This window comes from Paludibacterium paludis (genome assembly GCF_018802605.1).
In the GTDB taxonomy this organism is placed as follows: domain Bacteria; phylum Pseudomonadota; class Gammaproteobacteria; order Burkholderiales; family Chromobacteriaceae; genus Paludibacterium; species Paludibacterium paludis.
The window spans coordinates 2,096,031-2,111,824 of sequence record NZ_CP069161.1; the positions used below are offsets into that span (position 1 = coordinate 2,096,031).

14 protein-coding genes are annotated in these 15,794 nt (G+C 60.9%); 8 read left to right on the forward strand and 6 right to left on the reverse strand.

Annotation, left to right across the window (positions count from 1 at the left end):
* The first annotated feature begins 66 nt into the window (after window positions 1-66).
* The 5 genes from typA (at window position 67) to JNO50_RS09500 (ending at window position 5,372) form a co-directional block, all read left to right on the forward strand.
* On the forward strand, window positions 67-1,884 hold the full coding sequence (gene typA / locus JNO50_RS09480; RefSeq protein WP_189536023.1) for a translational GTPase TypA: 1,818 nt from the start codon (window positions 67-69) through the stop codon (window positions 1,882-1,884).
* Between the two features lie 308 nt (window positions 1,885-2,192).
* The gene (locus JNO50_RS09485) at window positions 2,193-3,479 is read left to right on the forward strand and encodes a COG3014 family protein (protein WP_189536021.1); all 1,287 of its coding nucleotides are present in this window, start codon (window positions 2,193-2,195) and stop codon (window positions 3,477-3,479) included.
* A 36-nt stretch (window positions 3,480-3,515) separates the two neighbouring features.
* Window positions 3,516-3,908 carry a YcfL family putative periplasmic lipoprotein gene (locus JNO50_RS09490; RefSeq protein WP_189536019.1) on the forward strand — a complete coding sequence of 131 codons (393 nt, stop codon included), beginning with the start codon at window positions 3,516-3,518 and terminating at the stop codon, window positions 3,906-3,908.
* 11 nt (window positions 3,909-3,919) lie between these two features.
* Window positions 3,920-4,522, forward strand: coding sequence for a penicillin-binding protein activator LpoB (gene lpoB, locus JNO50_RS09495; protein WP_189536017.1), 603 nt, complete (start codon window positions 3,920-3,922; stop codon window positions 4,520-4,522).
* Window positions 4,523-4,562: 40 nt separating this feature from the next.
* Entirely contained in the window at window positions 4,563-5,372 is an 810-nt protein-coding gene (locus tag JNO50_RS09500; RefSeq protein WP_189536015.1) for a penicillin-binding protein activator LpoB, read from the forward strand.
* An 83-nt stretch (window positions 5,373-5,455) separates the two neighbouring features.
* On the opposite strand, the gene JNO50_RS09505 is transcribed toward JNO50_RS09500, so the two are convergent.
* The 4 genes from JNO50_RS09505 to JNO50_RS09520 form a co-directional block, all read right to left on the reverse strand.
* On the reverse strand, window positions 5,456-6,757 hold the full coding sequence (locus tag JNO50_RS09505) for a sensor domain-containing diguanylate cyclase (protein WP_189536013.1): 1,302 nt from the start codon (window positions 6,755-6,757) through the stop codon (window positions 5,456-5,458).
* A 157-nt stretch (window positions 6,758-6,914) separates the two neighbouring features.
* Window positions 6,915-7,571, reverse strand: a complete 657-nt coding sequence (locus tag JNO50_RS09510) for a PEP-CTERM sorting domain-containing protein (protein WP_189536012.1) — start codon at window positions 7,569-7,571, stop codon at window positions 6,915-6,917.
* A 132-nt stretch (window positions 7,572-7,703) separates the two neighbouring features.
* Window positions 7,704-8,273, reverse strand: a complete 570-nt coding sequence (locus JNO50_RS09515; RefSeq protein WP_189536009.1) for a hypothetical protein — start codon at window positions 8,271-8,273, stop codon at window positions 7,704-7,706.
* Between the two features lie 264 nt (window positions 8,274-8,537).
* A complete protein-coding gene (locus JNO50_RS09520; protein ID WP_189536007.1) occupies window positions 8,538-9,512 on the reverse strand; it encodes an NAD(P)/FAD-dependent oxidoreductase in 975 nt (324 codons plus the stop codon).
* A gap of 342 nt (window positions 9,513-9,854) precedes the next feature.
* Here JNO50_RS09520 and JNO50_RS09525 point away from each other — a divergent pair, with 342 nt between their 5' ends.
* Window positions 9,855-10,820 (forward strand): hypothetical protein, encoded by a 966-nt coding sequence (locus JNO50_RS09525; protein ID WP_189536004.1) that lies wholly within the window; start codon window positions 9,855-9,857, stop codon window positions 10,818-10,820.
* A 103-nt stretch (window positions 10,821-10,923) separates the two neighbouring features.
* Here JNO50_RS09525 and JNO50_RS09530 read toward each other — a convergent pair whose 3' ends face one another.
* Window positions 10,924-12,993 (reverse strand): sensor domain-containing protein, encoded by a 2,070-nt coding sequence (locus JNO50_RS09530; RefSeq protein WP_229804857.1) that lies wholly within the window; start codon window positions 12,991-12,993, stop codon window positions 10,924-10,926.
* Between the two features lie 455 nt (window positions 12,994-13,448).
* Window positions 13,449-13,730: a SemiSWEET family sugar transporter gene (locus tag JNO50_RS09535; RefSeq protein WP_189536000.1), complete on the reverse strand. Its 282-nt coding sequence runs from the start codon at window positions 13,728-13,730 to the stop codon at window positions 13,449-13,451.
* Window positions 13,731-13,961: 231 nt separating this feature from the next.
* On the opposite strand from JNO50_RS09535, the gene JNO50_RS09540 reads away from it, so the two are divergent.
* Window positions 13,962-15,044 carry an HD-GYP domain-containing protein gene (locus JNO50_RS09540; RefSeq protein ID WP_189535998.1) on the forward strand — a complete coding sequence of 361 codons (1,083 nt, stop codon included), beginning with the start codon at window positions 13,962-13,964 and terminating at the stop codon, window positions 15,042-15,044.
* A 59-nt stretch (window positions 15,045-15,103) separates the two neighbouring features.
* Window positions 15,104-15,790: a Crp/Fnr family transcriptional regulator gene (locus JNO50_RS09545; RefSeq protein ID WP_189535997.1), complete on the forward strand. Its 687-nt coding sequence runs from the start codon at window positions 15,104-15,106 to the stop codon at window positions 15,788-15,790.
* The last annotated feature ends 4 nt before the right edge of the window (window positions 15,791-15,794 follow it).

The following is a 15,794-nucleotide window of genomic DNA, read 5'->3' on the forward strand; positions in this document are numbered from 1 at the left end:
ATTCATTGGGTTGGGTTGCCGGATGTGATATATTGGAGGGATTTTCCGAATGTTTTTGCGACTGACATGACCCGACAAATTCGTAACATCGCCATTATTGCCCACGTCGACCACGGCAAGACCACGCTGGTCGACAAGCTGCTGCACCAGGCCGGCACTTTCCGCGCCAACCAGCACGTCGCCGAGCGCGTGATGGACAGCAACGACCTGGAAAAAGAGCGTGGCATCACTATTTTGGCCAAGAACACCTCAATTGAGTACGAAGGCGTCCATATCAACATCGTCGACACCCCGGGACACGCGGATTTCGGCGGTGAGGTCGAGCGCGTGCTGGGCATGGTGGATGGCGTGCTGCTGCTGGTCGACGCCGTGGAAGGCCCGATGCCGCAAACGCGCTTCGTGACCAAGAAAGCGCTGGCGCTGGGTCTGCGCCCGATCGTGGTCATCAACAAGGTCGACCGTCCCGGCGCCCGTCCGGACTGGGTCGTCGATCAGACGTTCGATCTGTTCGACAAGCTTGGCGCGAGCGATGAGCAGCTGGATTTCCCGATCGTTTACGCTTCCGGCCTGAACGGCTTCGCCAAGCTCGAACTCTCCGACAGTTCCTCCGACATGCGTCCGCTGTTCGAGACGGTGCTCAGCCACGTGCCGACCCCCTCCGGCAGCCCCGATGCGCCCCTGCAGCTGCAGGTGTCGGCGCTCGACTATTCGACTTACACCGGCCGTCTTGGCGTCGGCCGCGTGCTCAATGGCCGCATCAAGCCGGGCCAGTCCGTCGCCGTGATGAATCATGACGTGCAGGTCGGCCAGGGCCGCATCAATCAGGTGCTTGGTTTCAAGGGACTCGAGCGCGTGCCGGTCGAGGAAGCCGAAGCGGGCGATATCGTGATTATTTCCGGTATCGAGGAAATCGGTATCGGCGTGACGATTTCCGATCGCGACAATCCGGTGGGGCTGCCGATGCTGACCGTTGACGAGCCGACCCTGACCATGGACTTCATGGTCAACACGTCGCCGCTGGCCGGCACCGAAGGCAAGTTCGTGACCAGCCGCCAGATCCGCGACCGTCTGCAAAAAGAGTTGCTGACCAACGTCGCCCTGCGCGTCGAGGATACCAGCGACGCGGACGTTTTCCGGGTGTCGGGCCGTGGTGAGCTGCACCTGACCATTCTGCTGGAAAACATGCGTCGCGAGGGCTTCGAAATGGCGGTGGGCAAACCGCGCGTGGTCTTCAAGGACATCGACGGCGAGAAGTGCGAGCCGTATGAAAACCTCACCATCGACCTGGAGGACGGACATCAGGGCGCGGTGATGGAAGAGCTGGGCCGCCGCCGCGGCGAGCTGCAGAATATGGAATCGGACGGCAATGGCCGTACCCGTCTGGAGTACCGCATCCCCGCGCGCGGGCTGATCGGCTTCCAGGGCGACTTCATGACCATGACCCGCGGCACCGGCATCATGGCGCACGTGTTCGATGACTACGCTCCGGTCAAGCCCGATATTCCTGGCCGTCACAACGGCGTGCTGATTTCCCAGGATACCGGCGAAGCCGTTGCCTACGCGCTGTGGAATCTCGAGGATCGCGGCCGCATGTTCGTCAGCCCCGGCGACAAACTGTACGAAGGCATGATCATCGGTATCCATAGTCGCGAAAACGATCTGGTGGTCAACCCGCTGAAGGGCAAGAAGCTGACCAACGTTCGCGCTTCCGGCACCGATGAGGCGGTGCGCCTGACACCTCCGATCAAGATGACCCTGGAGTCGGCCGTGGAGTTCATCGACGACGACGAAATCGTGGAGATCACCCCGCACACGATCCGGTTGCGCAAGCGTCATCTGCAGGAGCATGAACGCCGCCGCGCGTCCAAGGAAACGTCCAACTGACCGTTGGCGTATTTCCCCGATAAAACCCCTTCCTGAACAGGAAGGGGTTTTTGTTTTGGAGCGTTGTAAATTTGCCGTCGACAAGAACATCCATTACCCCTTGTTTGTTAATGGGTATTTGGTCTGTCCTTGCCGGAATGTTGCGAAATGTAACTATTGTTATTTATTTATTATCGTTGAGTGATCATAATATATGCTCATTTTATACCAAATAAAACGTTCGTCATTTGGAGGCGGTAATGAATATCAGGGGGATGCGGCTTATCGCTGTGGCCGCAGGCGTCATGACATTGACTGGTTGTGGTGCCATGCGCAGTTATCACAAGGAAATGGAGGGCACGCTGGCCGCAACGCGCGAAGCCCGTCTCGACGATGCGCTGCAGACGATCGAGAAGAACAATACCGGCGATGACAAGGATCTGTTGTATTTCCTGGAAAAAGGCGAGGTTCTGCGCCTCAAGGGCGATTTGTCCCCCAGTGTCGAAAGCTGGATGAAGGCCGATGAAAAAGTCAGGCAGTGGGAAGAAGAATCACGCCTGACGCTCAACAAAACCGGCGAGGCGATCGGCAGTGTGCTGATCAATGACAAAGTTCGGCGCTACGACGGGCAGAACTACGAAAAGGTAATGCTCAGCACATTCCTGACGCTCAATAATATCCAGCTGGGGAATTCCGCGGCGGCTCGTACCGAGATCAAGAAAACGCATGAGCGCGAGGCATTGATCGCGGCGCTCAATGAGAAGGAATACGACAAGGTCGAAGAGTCCGCGAAGAAAAACAAAGTCACGCCAACGTTCAAAACCCTGAAGGGTTATCCGGTCGAAACGCTGGACGATCCCGAAGTCCTTAACCTGAAAAACGGTTATCAAAGCGCGTTCAGCCATTATTTGGCCGGTTATGTCTATGAATCGCTCGGCGAAAAATCGCTGGCGGCGCCGGGCTACCGCAAGGCCATCGAGTTGCGCCCCAATCAGCCGCTGCTTGAGCAGGGTCTCAAGGAGCTGGATAGCCGCATGTCCGGACGTGGCAGGAAAGGCGCCGGAGCCGATGTGCTGTTCGTGGTGGAAAGCGGCTTTATTCCGGCGCGCACCTCAATGACCATTCCGCTGCCGGTGCTGTCCAACGGCAACGCCATCATTACCCAGATCGCGTTCCCGGTGATCCGCTCCAGCAACTCCTACCTGCCGGCGAATTTGTCCGTCAGCGGCAAATCCGTGCCGCTGAGCGTGCTGGCCAATCTTGACGCCATGTCCCGCCGCGCTTTGCGTGACGAGATGCCGGGCATCATCGTGCGCAGCACGGTCCGCGCGATCGCCAAGGGCGTGGCGCAAAAAGAGCTGAATGACCGGATGGGCGCCATTGGCGGTCTGGCCGGCATCGCCGCGACGGTGCTGACCGAGCAGGCCGATGAGCGGGCGTGGCGTACTTTGCCGGCCTACATTTCGGTCGCCCGCACAACGCTCAAGAAAGGCGACTACACCGTGACGGTGCCGACGCCCAACGGGCTGGTGGATGTCAAGGTTAGCGTTCCGGATAACGCCGGTCACCTGATCGTTCCCTTGCGTCTGGTCGGACAACAGGTGATCAAGTCGTAACGGATTCATCAGACATATTTGCCAAGGAGTTTTCGGATGTTTTCTCGAACTATCGGCCGCGCACTGCTGGCCGCTTCGCTGGTGCTTGGCGCGGGTCAGGCGGCGGCCGACGGCCTGGAGAGCAAGGTCGAGCAGCTGGGCACCATGGACAAGATCAAGGTTGAGTCGATTCGCGCCGTCAAGCGCAACGACTTTCTGAATCTGCAGGCCGAGATCGCCAATGATTCGACGTCGGATCAATCGCTGTTCTACCGCTTCAAATGGCTGGATGCCAGTGGTTTCCAGACCGGCGGGGAGGAGGGCTGGAAGCAGCTCGTGATTCATGGCAAGCAGCGCGCCATGATCCAGGCCATCGCTCCGACGATGCAGGCCGCGGATTTCCGCATCGAACTGCAAAGCCCGAACAATACCGTTAATCCATTCAAATAAGAGGACGTTTCATGAGCCGCTTTGTTTCCTTTTCCCGCGTCGCCGCGGTATCCCTGATCGCCGCCGCGCTGACCGGTTGCGCTTCGACCAACTCCCCGCTGATCGGCGGCAACAAGGTCAGCTACGGCGACAGCAAGGGCGTTGAGCTGGTGACCAACGAGTTCGGTTCCACCGACCTTCAGAAGCTCGCCGAAAGCATGGCCCGCTCCCTGACCCAAGTGCCGACCATTCGCGGCAAGCGACTGACGTTGTCCGAAGTGCAGAACAAAACCAGCGAGTACATCGACACCGTGGAAATCACCAAGTCGATCCGTGTGCAATTGATGAAGAGCGGTACGGTGCGCTTCGTGGCCGACACGGCTGACATGCATACCCAGACTCAGGAAATCATGCGCCAGACCCAGTCCGGCATGTACGACAAGAGCAAGTCCAAGAAAATCGGCAAGATGGTCGGGGCGGACTATCGCCTGGTCGGCGGCATTTCCTCCATCGTCAAGAAAAATTCCGATATCAAGGATGTCTACTACAAGCTGAGTCTTGAGCTGATCGACAACGAAACGGGCGAACTGGCCTGGGCGGACGAGCAGGAAATCCGCAAGACCTCGCGTCGCTGATCAACGCGGGCCCCGCGGGGCCCCAACCGGGATGTCTGTTATGTGGAAACATCTGTTGGCCGCCGTGGCCGGTCTTTGGTTGGCTGGCGGCGCCGTCGCCGCGCCGCTGCCGAAAATCGCTGTCACGGATCTGGCCTACGAAGAGAAAGTGGAAGAGTACTTCCGTGTCGTGGCCGCTTCCAGCAAGGAAAGCGTGCGGGCCAGCCGCTCGTCGGTATCGGCCAGCTCCAGCGACAAGTACTTCGAAGCGGAAGGCACGACCGTGCGCATCGATCGCGGTGAGCTGCGCCGTTTTACGGCCGATATCAAGGGCGAGATGATCAAGTCCGGCCGCTATCAGGTCATGCAGGGCAAGGCCTTCACCGCCACCAAGAACAATGAGAAATTGTTCGATGTCATCTCGCGCATCAAGCGTGGAGACTTCAAGGGCGCGGATTATGTGCTGTTCGGCTCGGTGTCGAGCATCGATGTGCGCACCGAAGGCAATCCGGTGCCCGGCAGCTCGGTGATCTCCTATCAGCGCAGCATGGAGCTGGTCGCCGATTTCAGCCTGATCAATACGCGGACCTTCGCCGTCAAGGCAGGGTTCAGTGCGATGGGCGAGGGCTCGGATGTCCGGCTGGTCGGCCAGGAAGGCGCGATCGTTCATTTCAATATGGGCAAAGTCGTTTCCGAACTGTCCAAGTCGCTGGGGGCCAATGCCGTCAGTCAGCTGGCCGAGCAATTCCCGGTGAACGGCGGGGCGCCGGAGGCGGCGGCGCGTTCTGATGCGCCGGTGGCCCGGCCCGCCGCGCCGGCGCAGCCCGAAGAAGTCATGGTGTTCACCCCGACGCCGGCTCCGGCGAAATAAACGGCGCGACACCGCAAAGCATGACGGCCCGGCCGGTCTGATGACCGTCGGGCCGTTTTCTTGCGATATGCGGCCGTTGGGCGTCAGACCATGCGGATCCGGTTGCGGCCCATTTGTTTGGCCAGATAAAGCGCCCGGTCGACCGCCTGGACGAGTGGCGCCCAGTCCCTCGAGCCGGTATGACCGATATCGTCAAGCGTGGCGACTCCCGCGCTAATGGTCACGCAGCCGGGCGTACCGGCGGGATTGGCGAGCGCCAGCGCTTCGATGGCGAGTCTGGCGGTTTCGGCCAGTGCCGCCGCGCCTTGTCGGTTGATGGCCGGCAGGATGGCGAGAAACGCTTCGCCGCCATAGCGGCCGAGCAGATCGCCGGGCCGGCGGAACAGGTTTTCCAGTGCGGCGGCGATGGTTCGCAGGCATTGGTCGCCGGCCAGGTGACCGAAATGATCGTTGTACTCTTTGAAATAGTCGACATCGAAAATGATGACGGCAAGATGTGAGCCTGTTCGACAGGCTCTTCGCATTTCCTGCTCCAGGCGAGCATCCAGCTGCCTGCGGTTGGCCAGCGCGGTCAGATGGTCGTGGTCAGCGCGGAATTCCAGTTCTCGGTTGGCGATGGCCAGCGATTGCTCGGCCTGTTTGCGTCCGCTGATGTCCATCAGGGCGGCGCTCAGGCCGACAACTTCGCCAAAAGGGTTGGCTACCGCCTTGAACAAGGCTTGATAGTACCGCCCGTCGATGTCGATCTCTTCTTCGGGGATCGGCTGTCCGGCATCGGCGAGTTCCAGTTGCCGCTCGCACAGTACCGGCAGGCGCGGATGGGCTTCGGAAAGCCGCTTGCCCGTCAGCTCGACCGCCGTGTGGCCGCACAGTTGGGCGAAGGCCTCGTTGACGGCAAGGATGCGCGAGGCGCGATCCACCATGCCCAGCGCGACCGGCGCCCCGGAAAAAATCGCCTCCAGTTGAAATAGCCGCAAATCGGGCGCTACGCCCTTTGGCGTGATGTCCCTGTCAATGCCGCGGAATCCCGCGAATCGTCCGTGGGCATCGAAAACGGGGATGCCGCTGGATTCGAGCACGACGATGGATCCGTCGGCCCTTTGGTTGCGGTTGATCAGGCCGGCGAAGGGCTTTTCCTCGGCGAGGATGCGGGCGAATTCATCCTTGACGCGCAACGCTTCTCCCGGTGGCATGAAATCGAATGGCGTCCGGCCGACAACGTCTTCGGGCTCCATGCCAAGCAGCGGGCGGGACTGGCCCGAGCTGAAGGTATAGCGCCCGGTGTGATCGACTTCCCAGATCCAGTCGGAAATGTTGTCGATGATGTCCCTGAGCCTGCGGGTGTCATGGGGTGTGCCGGATGGGGTGTCGGGGGTATTGGGCATGGCCGGTGTCGGTGTTGTGTGCCGGTGGGGGGGGGGGCGGGTCCTGGCATATCGTAGCCGGGACCCTTGGCTCGATTATGCCCGTTATCCGGATGGCCTATCGGACTTCGGTGTCGGGAGGGCGCCCGCACCGGACGGCGGGGCGCGAGATAAAGCGTTACTTGCGGCGGCGCGTGCGCAACAGCAAGGTGGTGAGACCAAGGCCCAGCATGGCCCAGGTTTCCGGTTCCGGAACCGGGTTGGCGGCCTGGAAGGTCAGAAAAGTGCCGATCATGGGACTGGTTCCATTTTTTGGAATCAGATCGAATCGGCCGCTTTGCGCGACGCCCTCGATGTCCGTTCCATCCTGGGTGACTTGCAGGAATCCGCCCAGATAGGCCGAACTCTTGCCCGGCGGTTTGTCCCAGACCATGCCGTCAATACGGGTGATTTTCAGCCCGTCCTGCTCGACAGTCGTCAGCGGGCCGCCGAGCAGGGACATGACGCGTTGTACCGCCCTGGCGTTGGCCGTGTCGGGAATGCCGGAAGTATCCACGCCACCGTGGCTGAACAGCGCGCCGACCTGGTCGGCCGTGGCGATGCGCCAGCGTTTCCAGTTCGTATTGTTGCCGTTCACGGTCTTGAACACTTCGTTGAAGCTTTGTCCGGCCGTTTTGCTCAGCGGAAGCCAGGCGCGGCCGGTGATTTCGTCCAGAACAACGGAGCGCTTGCCGAACTGGATGTCGTCGATCAGTACCAGCGCCGCGTGGATCGGGCCGCTGGCGGCGAAAAGCGCCAGGAGCGCGGCCAGACGGGTGATGCGGAGGGTCTTCATTCCTGTGGTTTCCTTGGTGGTGAAATCATGCACGGGGAATGACGATAACATCGGCTTGTGACGGATGTTTTAACGCGATATTAAGGAAGAATCCGGAATCGGCACGGAAAAAAGCCCTGCGAGAGCAGGGCTTTAGCGTGGTTCGTTCGGCGTGAAAGGAATGCCGACCCGTTGGTAGTGCTCGGTAAGCATGGCCTCGATGACCGGCTCGAGCTTGGCGGGCAGCGTGACGCGCAGTCGGGCGGGCTCGATGCCAAGCTTTTCCAGAACGGACAGGAAGCGTTGGTCGTGCGAGCTGATGCCCTGGTTGGCCAGCCGCGCGTTCAGGGGCAGCGAGAGCGGGCCCGTGTTGCCCGAGGCGATGAAATGGTTGACGACGTGGGCGAGATGGCAAAGCCGTTCAAGCCTGAGCAGTCCGCCTTCGGTCATCGCCAGCGTCTGCAGCGCGGAGAACGGGATGGCGTGACCGGTCGGCAGGCTCGCGCAGGTCGTGACGTGCGTGACGTCGCCTGCCGTATCGGCCGGCGTGAACTGACTGCTGAGCCGGCATTTGAAAAAACGCAGGACAAGCCGGTTGTTTTCAATGGCGACAGGATGTTCGCCCAGGCTGTGGTGCTGAACGAGATCCAGAGCCCGTTCCAGCTTGGCCGGGACAGGCTGGCGGCTGTCGTCGAAGGCCAATGTGTTTTCAAGATATACCATCGAACTCTCCCCGGCGGTTTTACGCCATCGCGAAAGTTGGAAGGAGCGTGCCGCAATGCGTCCGCGAAGCCGCGGAAAAAAGAAGCGCGCCGACTAATGATCCGAGTCGGCGGCAAGGAACCCTGACGAGCCGACCCGTTTACAGCATGCCGGTCAGAACCGGCCAACAAGCGTACGGGGCAGTACCCACGACGGGGGGCTCCTTTGGTAATGAAGATGGCCAATATTATAAAACTTTGATTATCAAAAGACCATAGCCCGAGACTAATTTGTGACCGTCAAATCGGACAATATCTGATCGGCAAGACGCCGTCCGGACAGCCATGCGCCCTCCACCCTGCCATTGTCCAGCCAGTCACCGGCGAGTCCCATATGTCCGGCCGAGACCGCGACCTGCCCCAGGACCGTCGTCGCGCGTCCGTGCAGCCAGCGATGCAGGGTCGCGCCGCGCGCCGACACATCCTCGTGCAGCCACTGGAAAAAGGATTTTTGCAAGGTGGCGGCGATAAGTTCCACCCGGTCGTCGATATGCAGGGCGCTCCAGGCGGCCGTGGCCTGGATGACCCAGCCGTTGCCGGGCGGGCGGCCGGGCTTGCTGGATTCCCGGGCCGCCCAGGAAAGCGGGCCTTCGCTGACAAAAATGCCATCGAAAGGCAGGGCGATTTCTCGGTCAGTCTCCATCATCAGCATGAAGCAGGGGGTCATGCTGCTCGCGGCGGCAAGGCGGTGCAGCGGGTGATTGGGCGGTATCAGTTCCGCGGCGCGGCAGGCCGGCATCGCCAGGACGACATAGCGCGCGAGCGCTGCTTCGCCATTATCGAAGATCAACTGCCATGCTCGGTCTTGCCATGCCAGCCCCGTCAAGCGGTGGCCGGTATGGGTCGGGACTCCGCGCAGCAGGGCCCTGCAGGGCGCGCCCATGTCCGGTTGGCCGATGATCCGGCTCGTTCCCTGATGAGGGCAGAACCCCTGACCGTTCCAGCTGGCAAACCGTCCTTGCCATAACGCGGCGTGACCTTGCGCCACCCAGTCGTCCACACAGGCCGCGAAGGCGGGGTGGCGCGCCGTGAAGTACTGCGTGCCATGGTCGAACTGATGACCGTCCAGAAAGCGGCTGGTCATGCGACCGCCCACTTCGGGCGCGGCGTCGTAGACGGCAATATCCAGCCCCGCGCTGGCCAGTTGCGCGGCGCAGCTGGCGCCGGCCATTCCCGCGCCGACAATCGCAATATCCTTCATGACCCTGACTCCGGTTCGCTGATGGCGAAAGAGCCGGTACCGCCAGCTCCGCTTACATGGCAAGTATATGACTCCGTGGATCGGTTTACCTGCATGGATTGGCATGCTGAATCGGGTAATGAAATCACGCTATTAGCATTTGATGTAAAAAAGACACGGTTATTTTTCACATGCGTAACAAGGTCACATGTGTGCAAATCCTTGCTGGACGGGCTTTTCGCGGCTTTTAGTTAAAAATAACAAGTGAATTAAAGCATATGCTATTGAAAATCGGCGCCGCAACGCGATAATTCAAGCATGGATACGCCCGGAATCTCCCGGGCTCGCGGAAGGCGGTGCATCATGTGGACCTCGACTCGATTTCAAGCTGTCGCAAAGCTTCTGATTGCCGCTTCCCTCGCCGTGGCGACCCTGAGTGGATGCAAATTCAGCACTGACACCAACCCGACCGTGAGCGGGCAGCAAACCGCCCCGGCATCGGTTGTCGGCATGGTCGCCGGCGACGACGCCATCCCCCATGCCCGTGTCACGATCACCGACAGCACCGGCCGCAGCCTGTCCGTGAACAGTGATGGCGCCGGCAGCTATGTCGCTCCGCTGGGCGGCATGAAAGCTCCGCTGTTGATCGTGGCGAACGATCCTTCCGGCACGACCGAGGATCTGTACGCGGTGGTCGCCGCTTTCCCCTCCGGTTCCGCTCCGGTGGTGGCCAATGTCACCCGCCTGACCACCTCGCTGGTTTCCCTCTTGACCGATAGCGGCAATCCGGCCGACCTGATGGCGTCCGGCAATCTGGCTTCCCTGGTCAGCGCCGATGCCATCGGAGCCGCCGTCAGCCGACTGGACGCATCCCTGTCGACCGCGAGTTCCTCAGCGCAAACCGGCTCCGGCAATGTCGCCGAAGTTCCCGCCGCACGTTCGGAGACTCCCGCCGCCGAAGTGTCGGGTCAGGATAACGCCCAGGCCACGAATCAGCCCGGTGTTGCCGGCGTCGTTGGCGGCAATGCCGTGAGCTCCCTGAGCGCGCAGATCGCGCAGTGCCTGACGGACGGCGCCGCCTGCGCGCAACTGGTCGACGCCCAATTCCTGGAAAACGGCTACACCAGCTTTGCCGCCGCGCATCCGGCGCTGGTCGCATCCGGCACGAAAATGACTTCTATCGAAACCCAGAAGGTGTTCAGCCGCAACGGCTACCAATACGCGCAAATCAGCATCGGCTGGGTTTCCACCGACGGCCGCACCGGCAGCGACATCACGGTGGTCGCGCAAACCCGCTCCGGGTGGGTGATCGTCGGTAACCAGATGTAACTCCCGTCTCCGGGAACGGGAGCGCGACATGCCGGGATGGCGATAGCCTCCCGGCATGTTTGCGTGTCGGCAAGGATGGCGTGGAGTCGAAAGACCGTCGTGTTTATCGTTCCGACCCGTTGGCCGGGCGGCGCATCATGTCCAGCAGTCGTTGCCGGGGCACGGGAGCAGAGAAGAGGTAGCCCTGGCCGAAGTCGCAGCCCGCCTCGCACAATACTTTGCGTTGCGCCTCCGTTTCGATTCCTTCGGCGACGACATAAAGACCGAGTTTTCTGGACATGGCGATCATCGCTTCCACGATCGCCCGGTCGCTGCCGTTGCCGGCCATGTCGGCGACGAAGGATTGGTCGATCTTCAGTGAGTCGATGTCAAACCGTTTCAGATAGGCCATCGATGAATACCCTGTGCCAAAGTCATCCAGCAGGATCTCCACATCGGCATTCCGGAACTCGAGGAGCCGGCGCGCGACCTCCGGCCGCTCGTCAAGGAGCAACCCCTCGGTGATTTCGATGGCGATGCACCGGCCGGGCAGCCCGATGGCGCGCATGTGTTCAAGCCATCCTTCCAGGGCATCCGGCGTGACAAACTGGCGCGGCGACACATTGACCGATATCTGAAACGCCTCAAGGCCCGCGCAGCGATGGAGCGTCAGCGCCGTGCCCGCCGCCTCGCGGAAAACCCGCTCGCCGATCGCGTTGATGAGTCCGAGTTCCTCGGCGACCGGGATGAACCGTGCCGGGCTGACCCAGCCGCGGGACGCATGATGCCAGCGCACCAGCGCTTCGGCGCCGACGATGCGTCCGGAGGCCAGTTCCACGACCGGTTGGTAGTGCACCTGCAACTGGCCGGCGGTGATGGCCGCGCGCAGGTCGTTGCCCATCTGAAGCCGTTCGCCGACGGCCTCGAGCATTGCCGGCGCAAAATGGCAGTAGCGGTTCCGGCCCAGCGCTTTGGCGTGGTACATGGCCTGGTCGGCGTTGATCAGCAGTTGCTGCAGCGAACGCGCGTCATCGGGACAGGACGTCATGCCGATGCTGGCCGATACATAGGCGGTATCGCAGCCAAGCGCGAACGGCTCGGACATCCGGGCAATGATGCGTGCGGCCAATTCATCCAGTTTCGGCCGGGTGTGCCGACCGCTGAAAATGACCGTGAACTCGTCGCCGCCCAGGCGTGCAACGCGTCCCTCCTGACCGACCGCCAGTTCCAGGCGGCGGGCCGCTTCGATCAGCAGCAGGTCGCCCCGTTCATGCCCCAGCGTGTCGTTGACCTCCTTGAAACGGTCAAGATCGATGAAGAAAACCGTCAGCGGCGCATCCCCGCCCGGCGCGGCATTGAGCGCCCCTTGCAGTAGCGAAAGGAAAAGACGACGATTGGGCAGGTCGGTGAGCGGGTCGTAATTGGCACTGTGCCAGACGGCGGCTTCGCTGCGTTTGCGTTCGGTGATGTCCGCGATGACGCCGACCAGTCCACCCAGTTTGCCGGCCTTGCGGAACGTGGCCTTGTAAAACATCACGTCCATGCGCTTGCCGCCCGCGTCCTCGACCGATGCCTCGTACGTCTGGGTTCCTCCCTTGTCGAACAACGCCTGGTCCGCCGAGAAATAGCGCTCGGCCAGATCCGGCGGGGAAATGTCGTACACGGATTTGCCGAGCAGGGTCTCACGCGGTGCGCCGATAAAGCGCTCAAACGCCTTGTTGCACCCCAGATAGCGGCCGGCTTCGTCCTTGTAGAACAAGGGATTGGGGATCGCCTCGATCAGTTGCGAGGTGAAACTCAATTGCTCCTTGACCGCCTGCTCGGCGGCATGGCGTTCGGAGTTGTCGATGGCCATGCCGAACGCGGCGGGTCGGCCGTTGAAGCTGGTCGCCGTCCGGAAAAACTCCATCCGGACCCATCGGCCGTCCTTATGCCGCCCCTGCAGCGACTGGCGCCCTTCCTTCAGGTAATCGGCGGGTTCGCCATCGATCAGGTCGGCCGGTCCGAGTTTGCCGCAGACCTCCTCTTGCCGGTAGCCGAAACGTTCCGCCAGGCAAGGGTTGACATAGACAAACCGTCCGTCCTGGATCAGATAAATGCCGACAAGCGGGTTTTGCAGCAAGTGCTGCAGCAGTTCTCGGGCCTGGTCGAGCAGGATGCGGTTCAAGCCATCAATGGGTGTATCGCAAAGCATGGAGGGTGGTGGCGCGGCCGGGCAAACCGGCCTGGGCTTCATTCATCGAGGATGTATAGGGTAACCCGGTACGCGGGCATTCTTTCAGCATTTTCTTGAATAAGTTTTAAGAAAGTGGGCGTAACGCAGGGGAATAATACCATTCCCGCCGGTTCAGAGGCCGAGCGACACGGCTCCGCTCAGGCGCGCGGCCGATGACGGCAATCGCGAGAGCGAGCGGCGAGGAGCGGAGGAGTCGACGCATGGCAAGGCATCCTTATGGTGCGGGATGTCGCGCCACGAGCAGCGCTTGTCCTGAATGCAGCTTACGAGTCGCCGCTGAATTGTTCACTGTATTGTTGGAATCGAACGTCATCGCATGGTGGCGATACGGACTTAACCCTTGTGTTTTCGGGGTGTCAGACAATACGCATCGCCGAATGTCATCGCCACGCTTGTGGCGTATTTTCACCACATCAGGAGCCGAACGTATAGCGAACTATGCCAATGACGACCCATATTGCGCCCAAGAGACCGACTGCATTGGCAATGACCAGAGGTTTGTCCTTGATGTGAATTCCGTACGCTAGCCAACTACTCAATGCGACCAAGCTGATAGCGAATCCGGGTAGGGAGACCGAGCCGGCAGTGCGATCATGGAAAATCTGGTAAGCCTGAAAATAGAACAACATGTTGCCCAGCGGACCGACGATTGCCATGTAAGTCGCGATCCAGCGTTGCCGGGGTGGTGTTTGCATGATTCCCTCCGTGCGTCGTGATGGACGTCTCCAAGAAGACCGCACGCGAGCGGGGATGGCAAGCCGCCGGAATGGAAATTGGACGATTCCGCGCGGTAATAGGACAGCTTTCCCATGTCCCCGGGTAAAAACTTCGAGTCGGCCCCCATGGCAGTGGCGCCTCCTGCCGGCTAGGCACGATGCGGTGCGGGTTCTATGCTGTTAATGAGCCAAGTCCTGAATGAGGCCGCCGTGAATCTGACCTTGTCCTTGCCCGCTTCGCTGTTCGCCACCAACCGGTTGTGCATGGCGGGTCCCAATGACTTTCGTTTGAGCGCGAGTTTCCGCGACGTGCTGCTGCACGGCTCGAGCGCCGAGCTGCCCGTGGCGTTGCCTGCGCAAACGGCGTCGCCGCTGCATGATGTGCCGTTGCTGCTGCGCCATTTGAACGGTGTGTTGCATCATTACCTTAGGCTGCCTCATTCGGCGCAGATGATTCGCGGGCTTGCCGACTCGCTGATCAGTCGCGTGAATGGCAATCCTGACGGTTATCTGGCCGCCATGTGGCTGCTGCCCAGTGGCGACTATCATGCGACGCGCCATGCGCTGCACTGCGCGATCCTGGCCGTATTTGTGGTGCGGGCCCGGGGTTTCTCCCCGGACGACGCGAGAAGTCTGGTGGCCGCGGCGCTGACCATGAATGTCGGGGCGGTTTCCCTGCATGACGAATTGAGCGAGCGGGAAGGCGCGCCGACAACCTTTCAGCGGCAGATGCTGGATATCCACCCCCTGGTGAGCGCGGCGATATTGCGGGAAGCCGGGGAGGACGACGAGTTATGGTACCAGGCGGTTCTTCTGCATCACGAGAAACCGAAGGGGGACGGGTATCCCTTCCACCTGAAGGGCGGCGATGTTCCCGACCATGCGCACATCCTTCATGTGCTCGACATGGCTACCGCCAAATTGATGCCGAGAGGTTACCGAGGGCGGCTGTCCGTCAAAAAGGCGCTGACCGGCATCTATACGGCGACCGATGATCCGCTGGGCAGTGAAATCGCGGCTTTGCTGATCAAAACCCTGGGATTCTATCCACCGGGCAGCTTTGTCGAGCTGACCGGCGGGAGACGGGCTCTGGTGGTGCGCGCCGGCAGCAATGCCAATCATCCCCTCGTTTCTCCTGAGCATGCTCCGGCCACCTTGCTGGATACCGGTTTACCGGCTCACCATGTGGTGAAAGCCATCACGGTGGCCATCGATGCGAACCGCCTTTCTCTGTTCGAGGGATACTGGCGCAAATCCTCGGCGGAACAGGAAACCGGAGGGGCGGGCGGGTAGCGGGAGCCGGTGGCGACACGAACGTGGCACAATGTGCGCTCGCTGTCCGGAGAAATGTTATGTCGCACATCGATGTGGGTGCCTTGCTAAAGCACCAGCCTTTGTTTCAACAGTTATCGGAGCGTCAGATTCTCGCGCTGGTGTCTCACACGCATGAAGTTCGCGGAGCGAAAGGCCAGATGATCTTTCAGCGGGGCGATCCGTGCGAAGGCCTGTTCGTCGTGGTGTACGGACGTGTGAAACTGGCCATTCCGTCCCAGCAAGGAGCGGAAAAGGTCGTGGAGATTATCCATCCCGGGCAAAGTTTTGCCGAGGCGGTGATGTTCCTTGGCCGACCTTATCCGGTTTTCGCGCAGTTCCTTGAAGACGGCATGCTGCTGAAAATCCGCGCCGAGGGTATTCTCGGCGCCATCGACTCCGACACTGGTTTTGCCCGCAGTCTGCTGGCGGGGCTGTCGCTACGCCTGCATGGCATGTTGCGCGATGTCGAGCGTTACTCGCTGGAAAACGCGCAGCAACGGGTCATCGGGTATCTATTGCAGTATGTCGGCGATACGCCGGGGGAGCTTGGAGCCGTGGTGGAGCTGGACATCCACAAGAATTTGATCGCTTCGCGGCTGAACCTGACGCCGGAAACGTTTTCCCGGGTACTGCAACAACTGGGCAAGGCGGGTCTGCTTCGTGTCGAAGGCAAAACCATCACGATTCCAAATACCGCCGCCCTGGCCGGATGGGGCGGCGAATGAATGT

Coding starts and splice junctions, on each gene's coding strand:
- lpoB (WP_189536017.1), top strand. CDS start 3,920: ATGAGCCGCTTTGTTTCCTTTTCCCGCGTCGCCGCGGTATCCCTGATC.
- JNO50_RS09485 (WP_189536021.1), top strand. CDS start 2,193: ATGCGCAGTTATCACAAGGAAATGGAGGGCACGCTGGCCGCAACGCGC.
- JNO50_RS09490 (WP_189536019.1), top strand. CDS start 3,516: ATGTTTTCTCGAACTATCGGCCGCGCACTGCTGGCCGCTTCGCTGGTG.
- JNO50_RS09500 (WP_189536015.1), top strand. CDS start 4,563: ATGTGGAAACATCTGTTGGCCGCCGTGGCCGGTCTTTGGTTGGCTGGC.
- JNO50_RS09545 (WP_189535997.1), top strand. CDS start 15,104: ATGTCGCACATCGATGTGGGTGCCTTGCTAAAGCACCAGCCTTTGTTT.
- JNO50_RS09515 (WP_189536009.1), bottom strand. CDS start 8,273: ATGGTATATCTTGAAAACACATTGGCCTTCGACGACAGCCGCCAGCCT.
- JNO50_RS09535 (WP_189536000.1), bottom strand. CDS start 13,730: ATGCAAACACCACCCCGGCAACGCTGGATCGCGACTTACATGGCAATC.
- JNO50_RS09520 (WP_189536007.1), bottom strand. CDS start 9,512: ATGAAGGATATTGCGATTGTCGGCGCGGGAATGGCCGGCGCCAGCTGC.
- JNO50_RS09530 (WP_229804857.1), bottom strand. CDS start 12,993: ATGCTTTGCGATACACCCATTGATGGCTTGAACCGCATCCTGCTCGAC.
- JNO50_RS09505 (WP_189536013.1), bottom strand. CDS start 6,757: ATGCCCAATACCCCCGACACCCCATCCGGCACACCCCATGACACCCGC.
- typA (WP_189536023.1), top strand. CDS start 67: ATGACCCGACAAATTCGTAACATCGCCATTATTGCCCACGTCGACCAC.
- JNO50_RS09525 (WP_189536004.1), top strand. CDS start 9,855: ATGTGGACCTCGACTCGATTTCAAGCTGTCGCAAAGCTTCTGATTGCC.
- JNO50_RS09510 (WP_189536012.1), bottom strand. CDS start 7,571: ATGAAGACCCTCCGCATCACCCGTCTGGCCGCGCTCCTGGCGCTTTTC.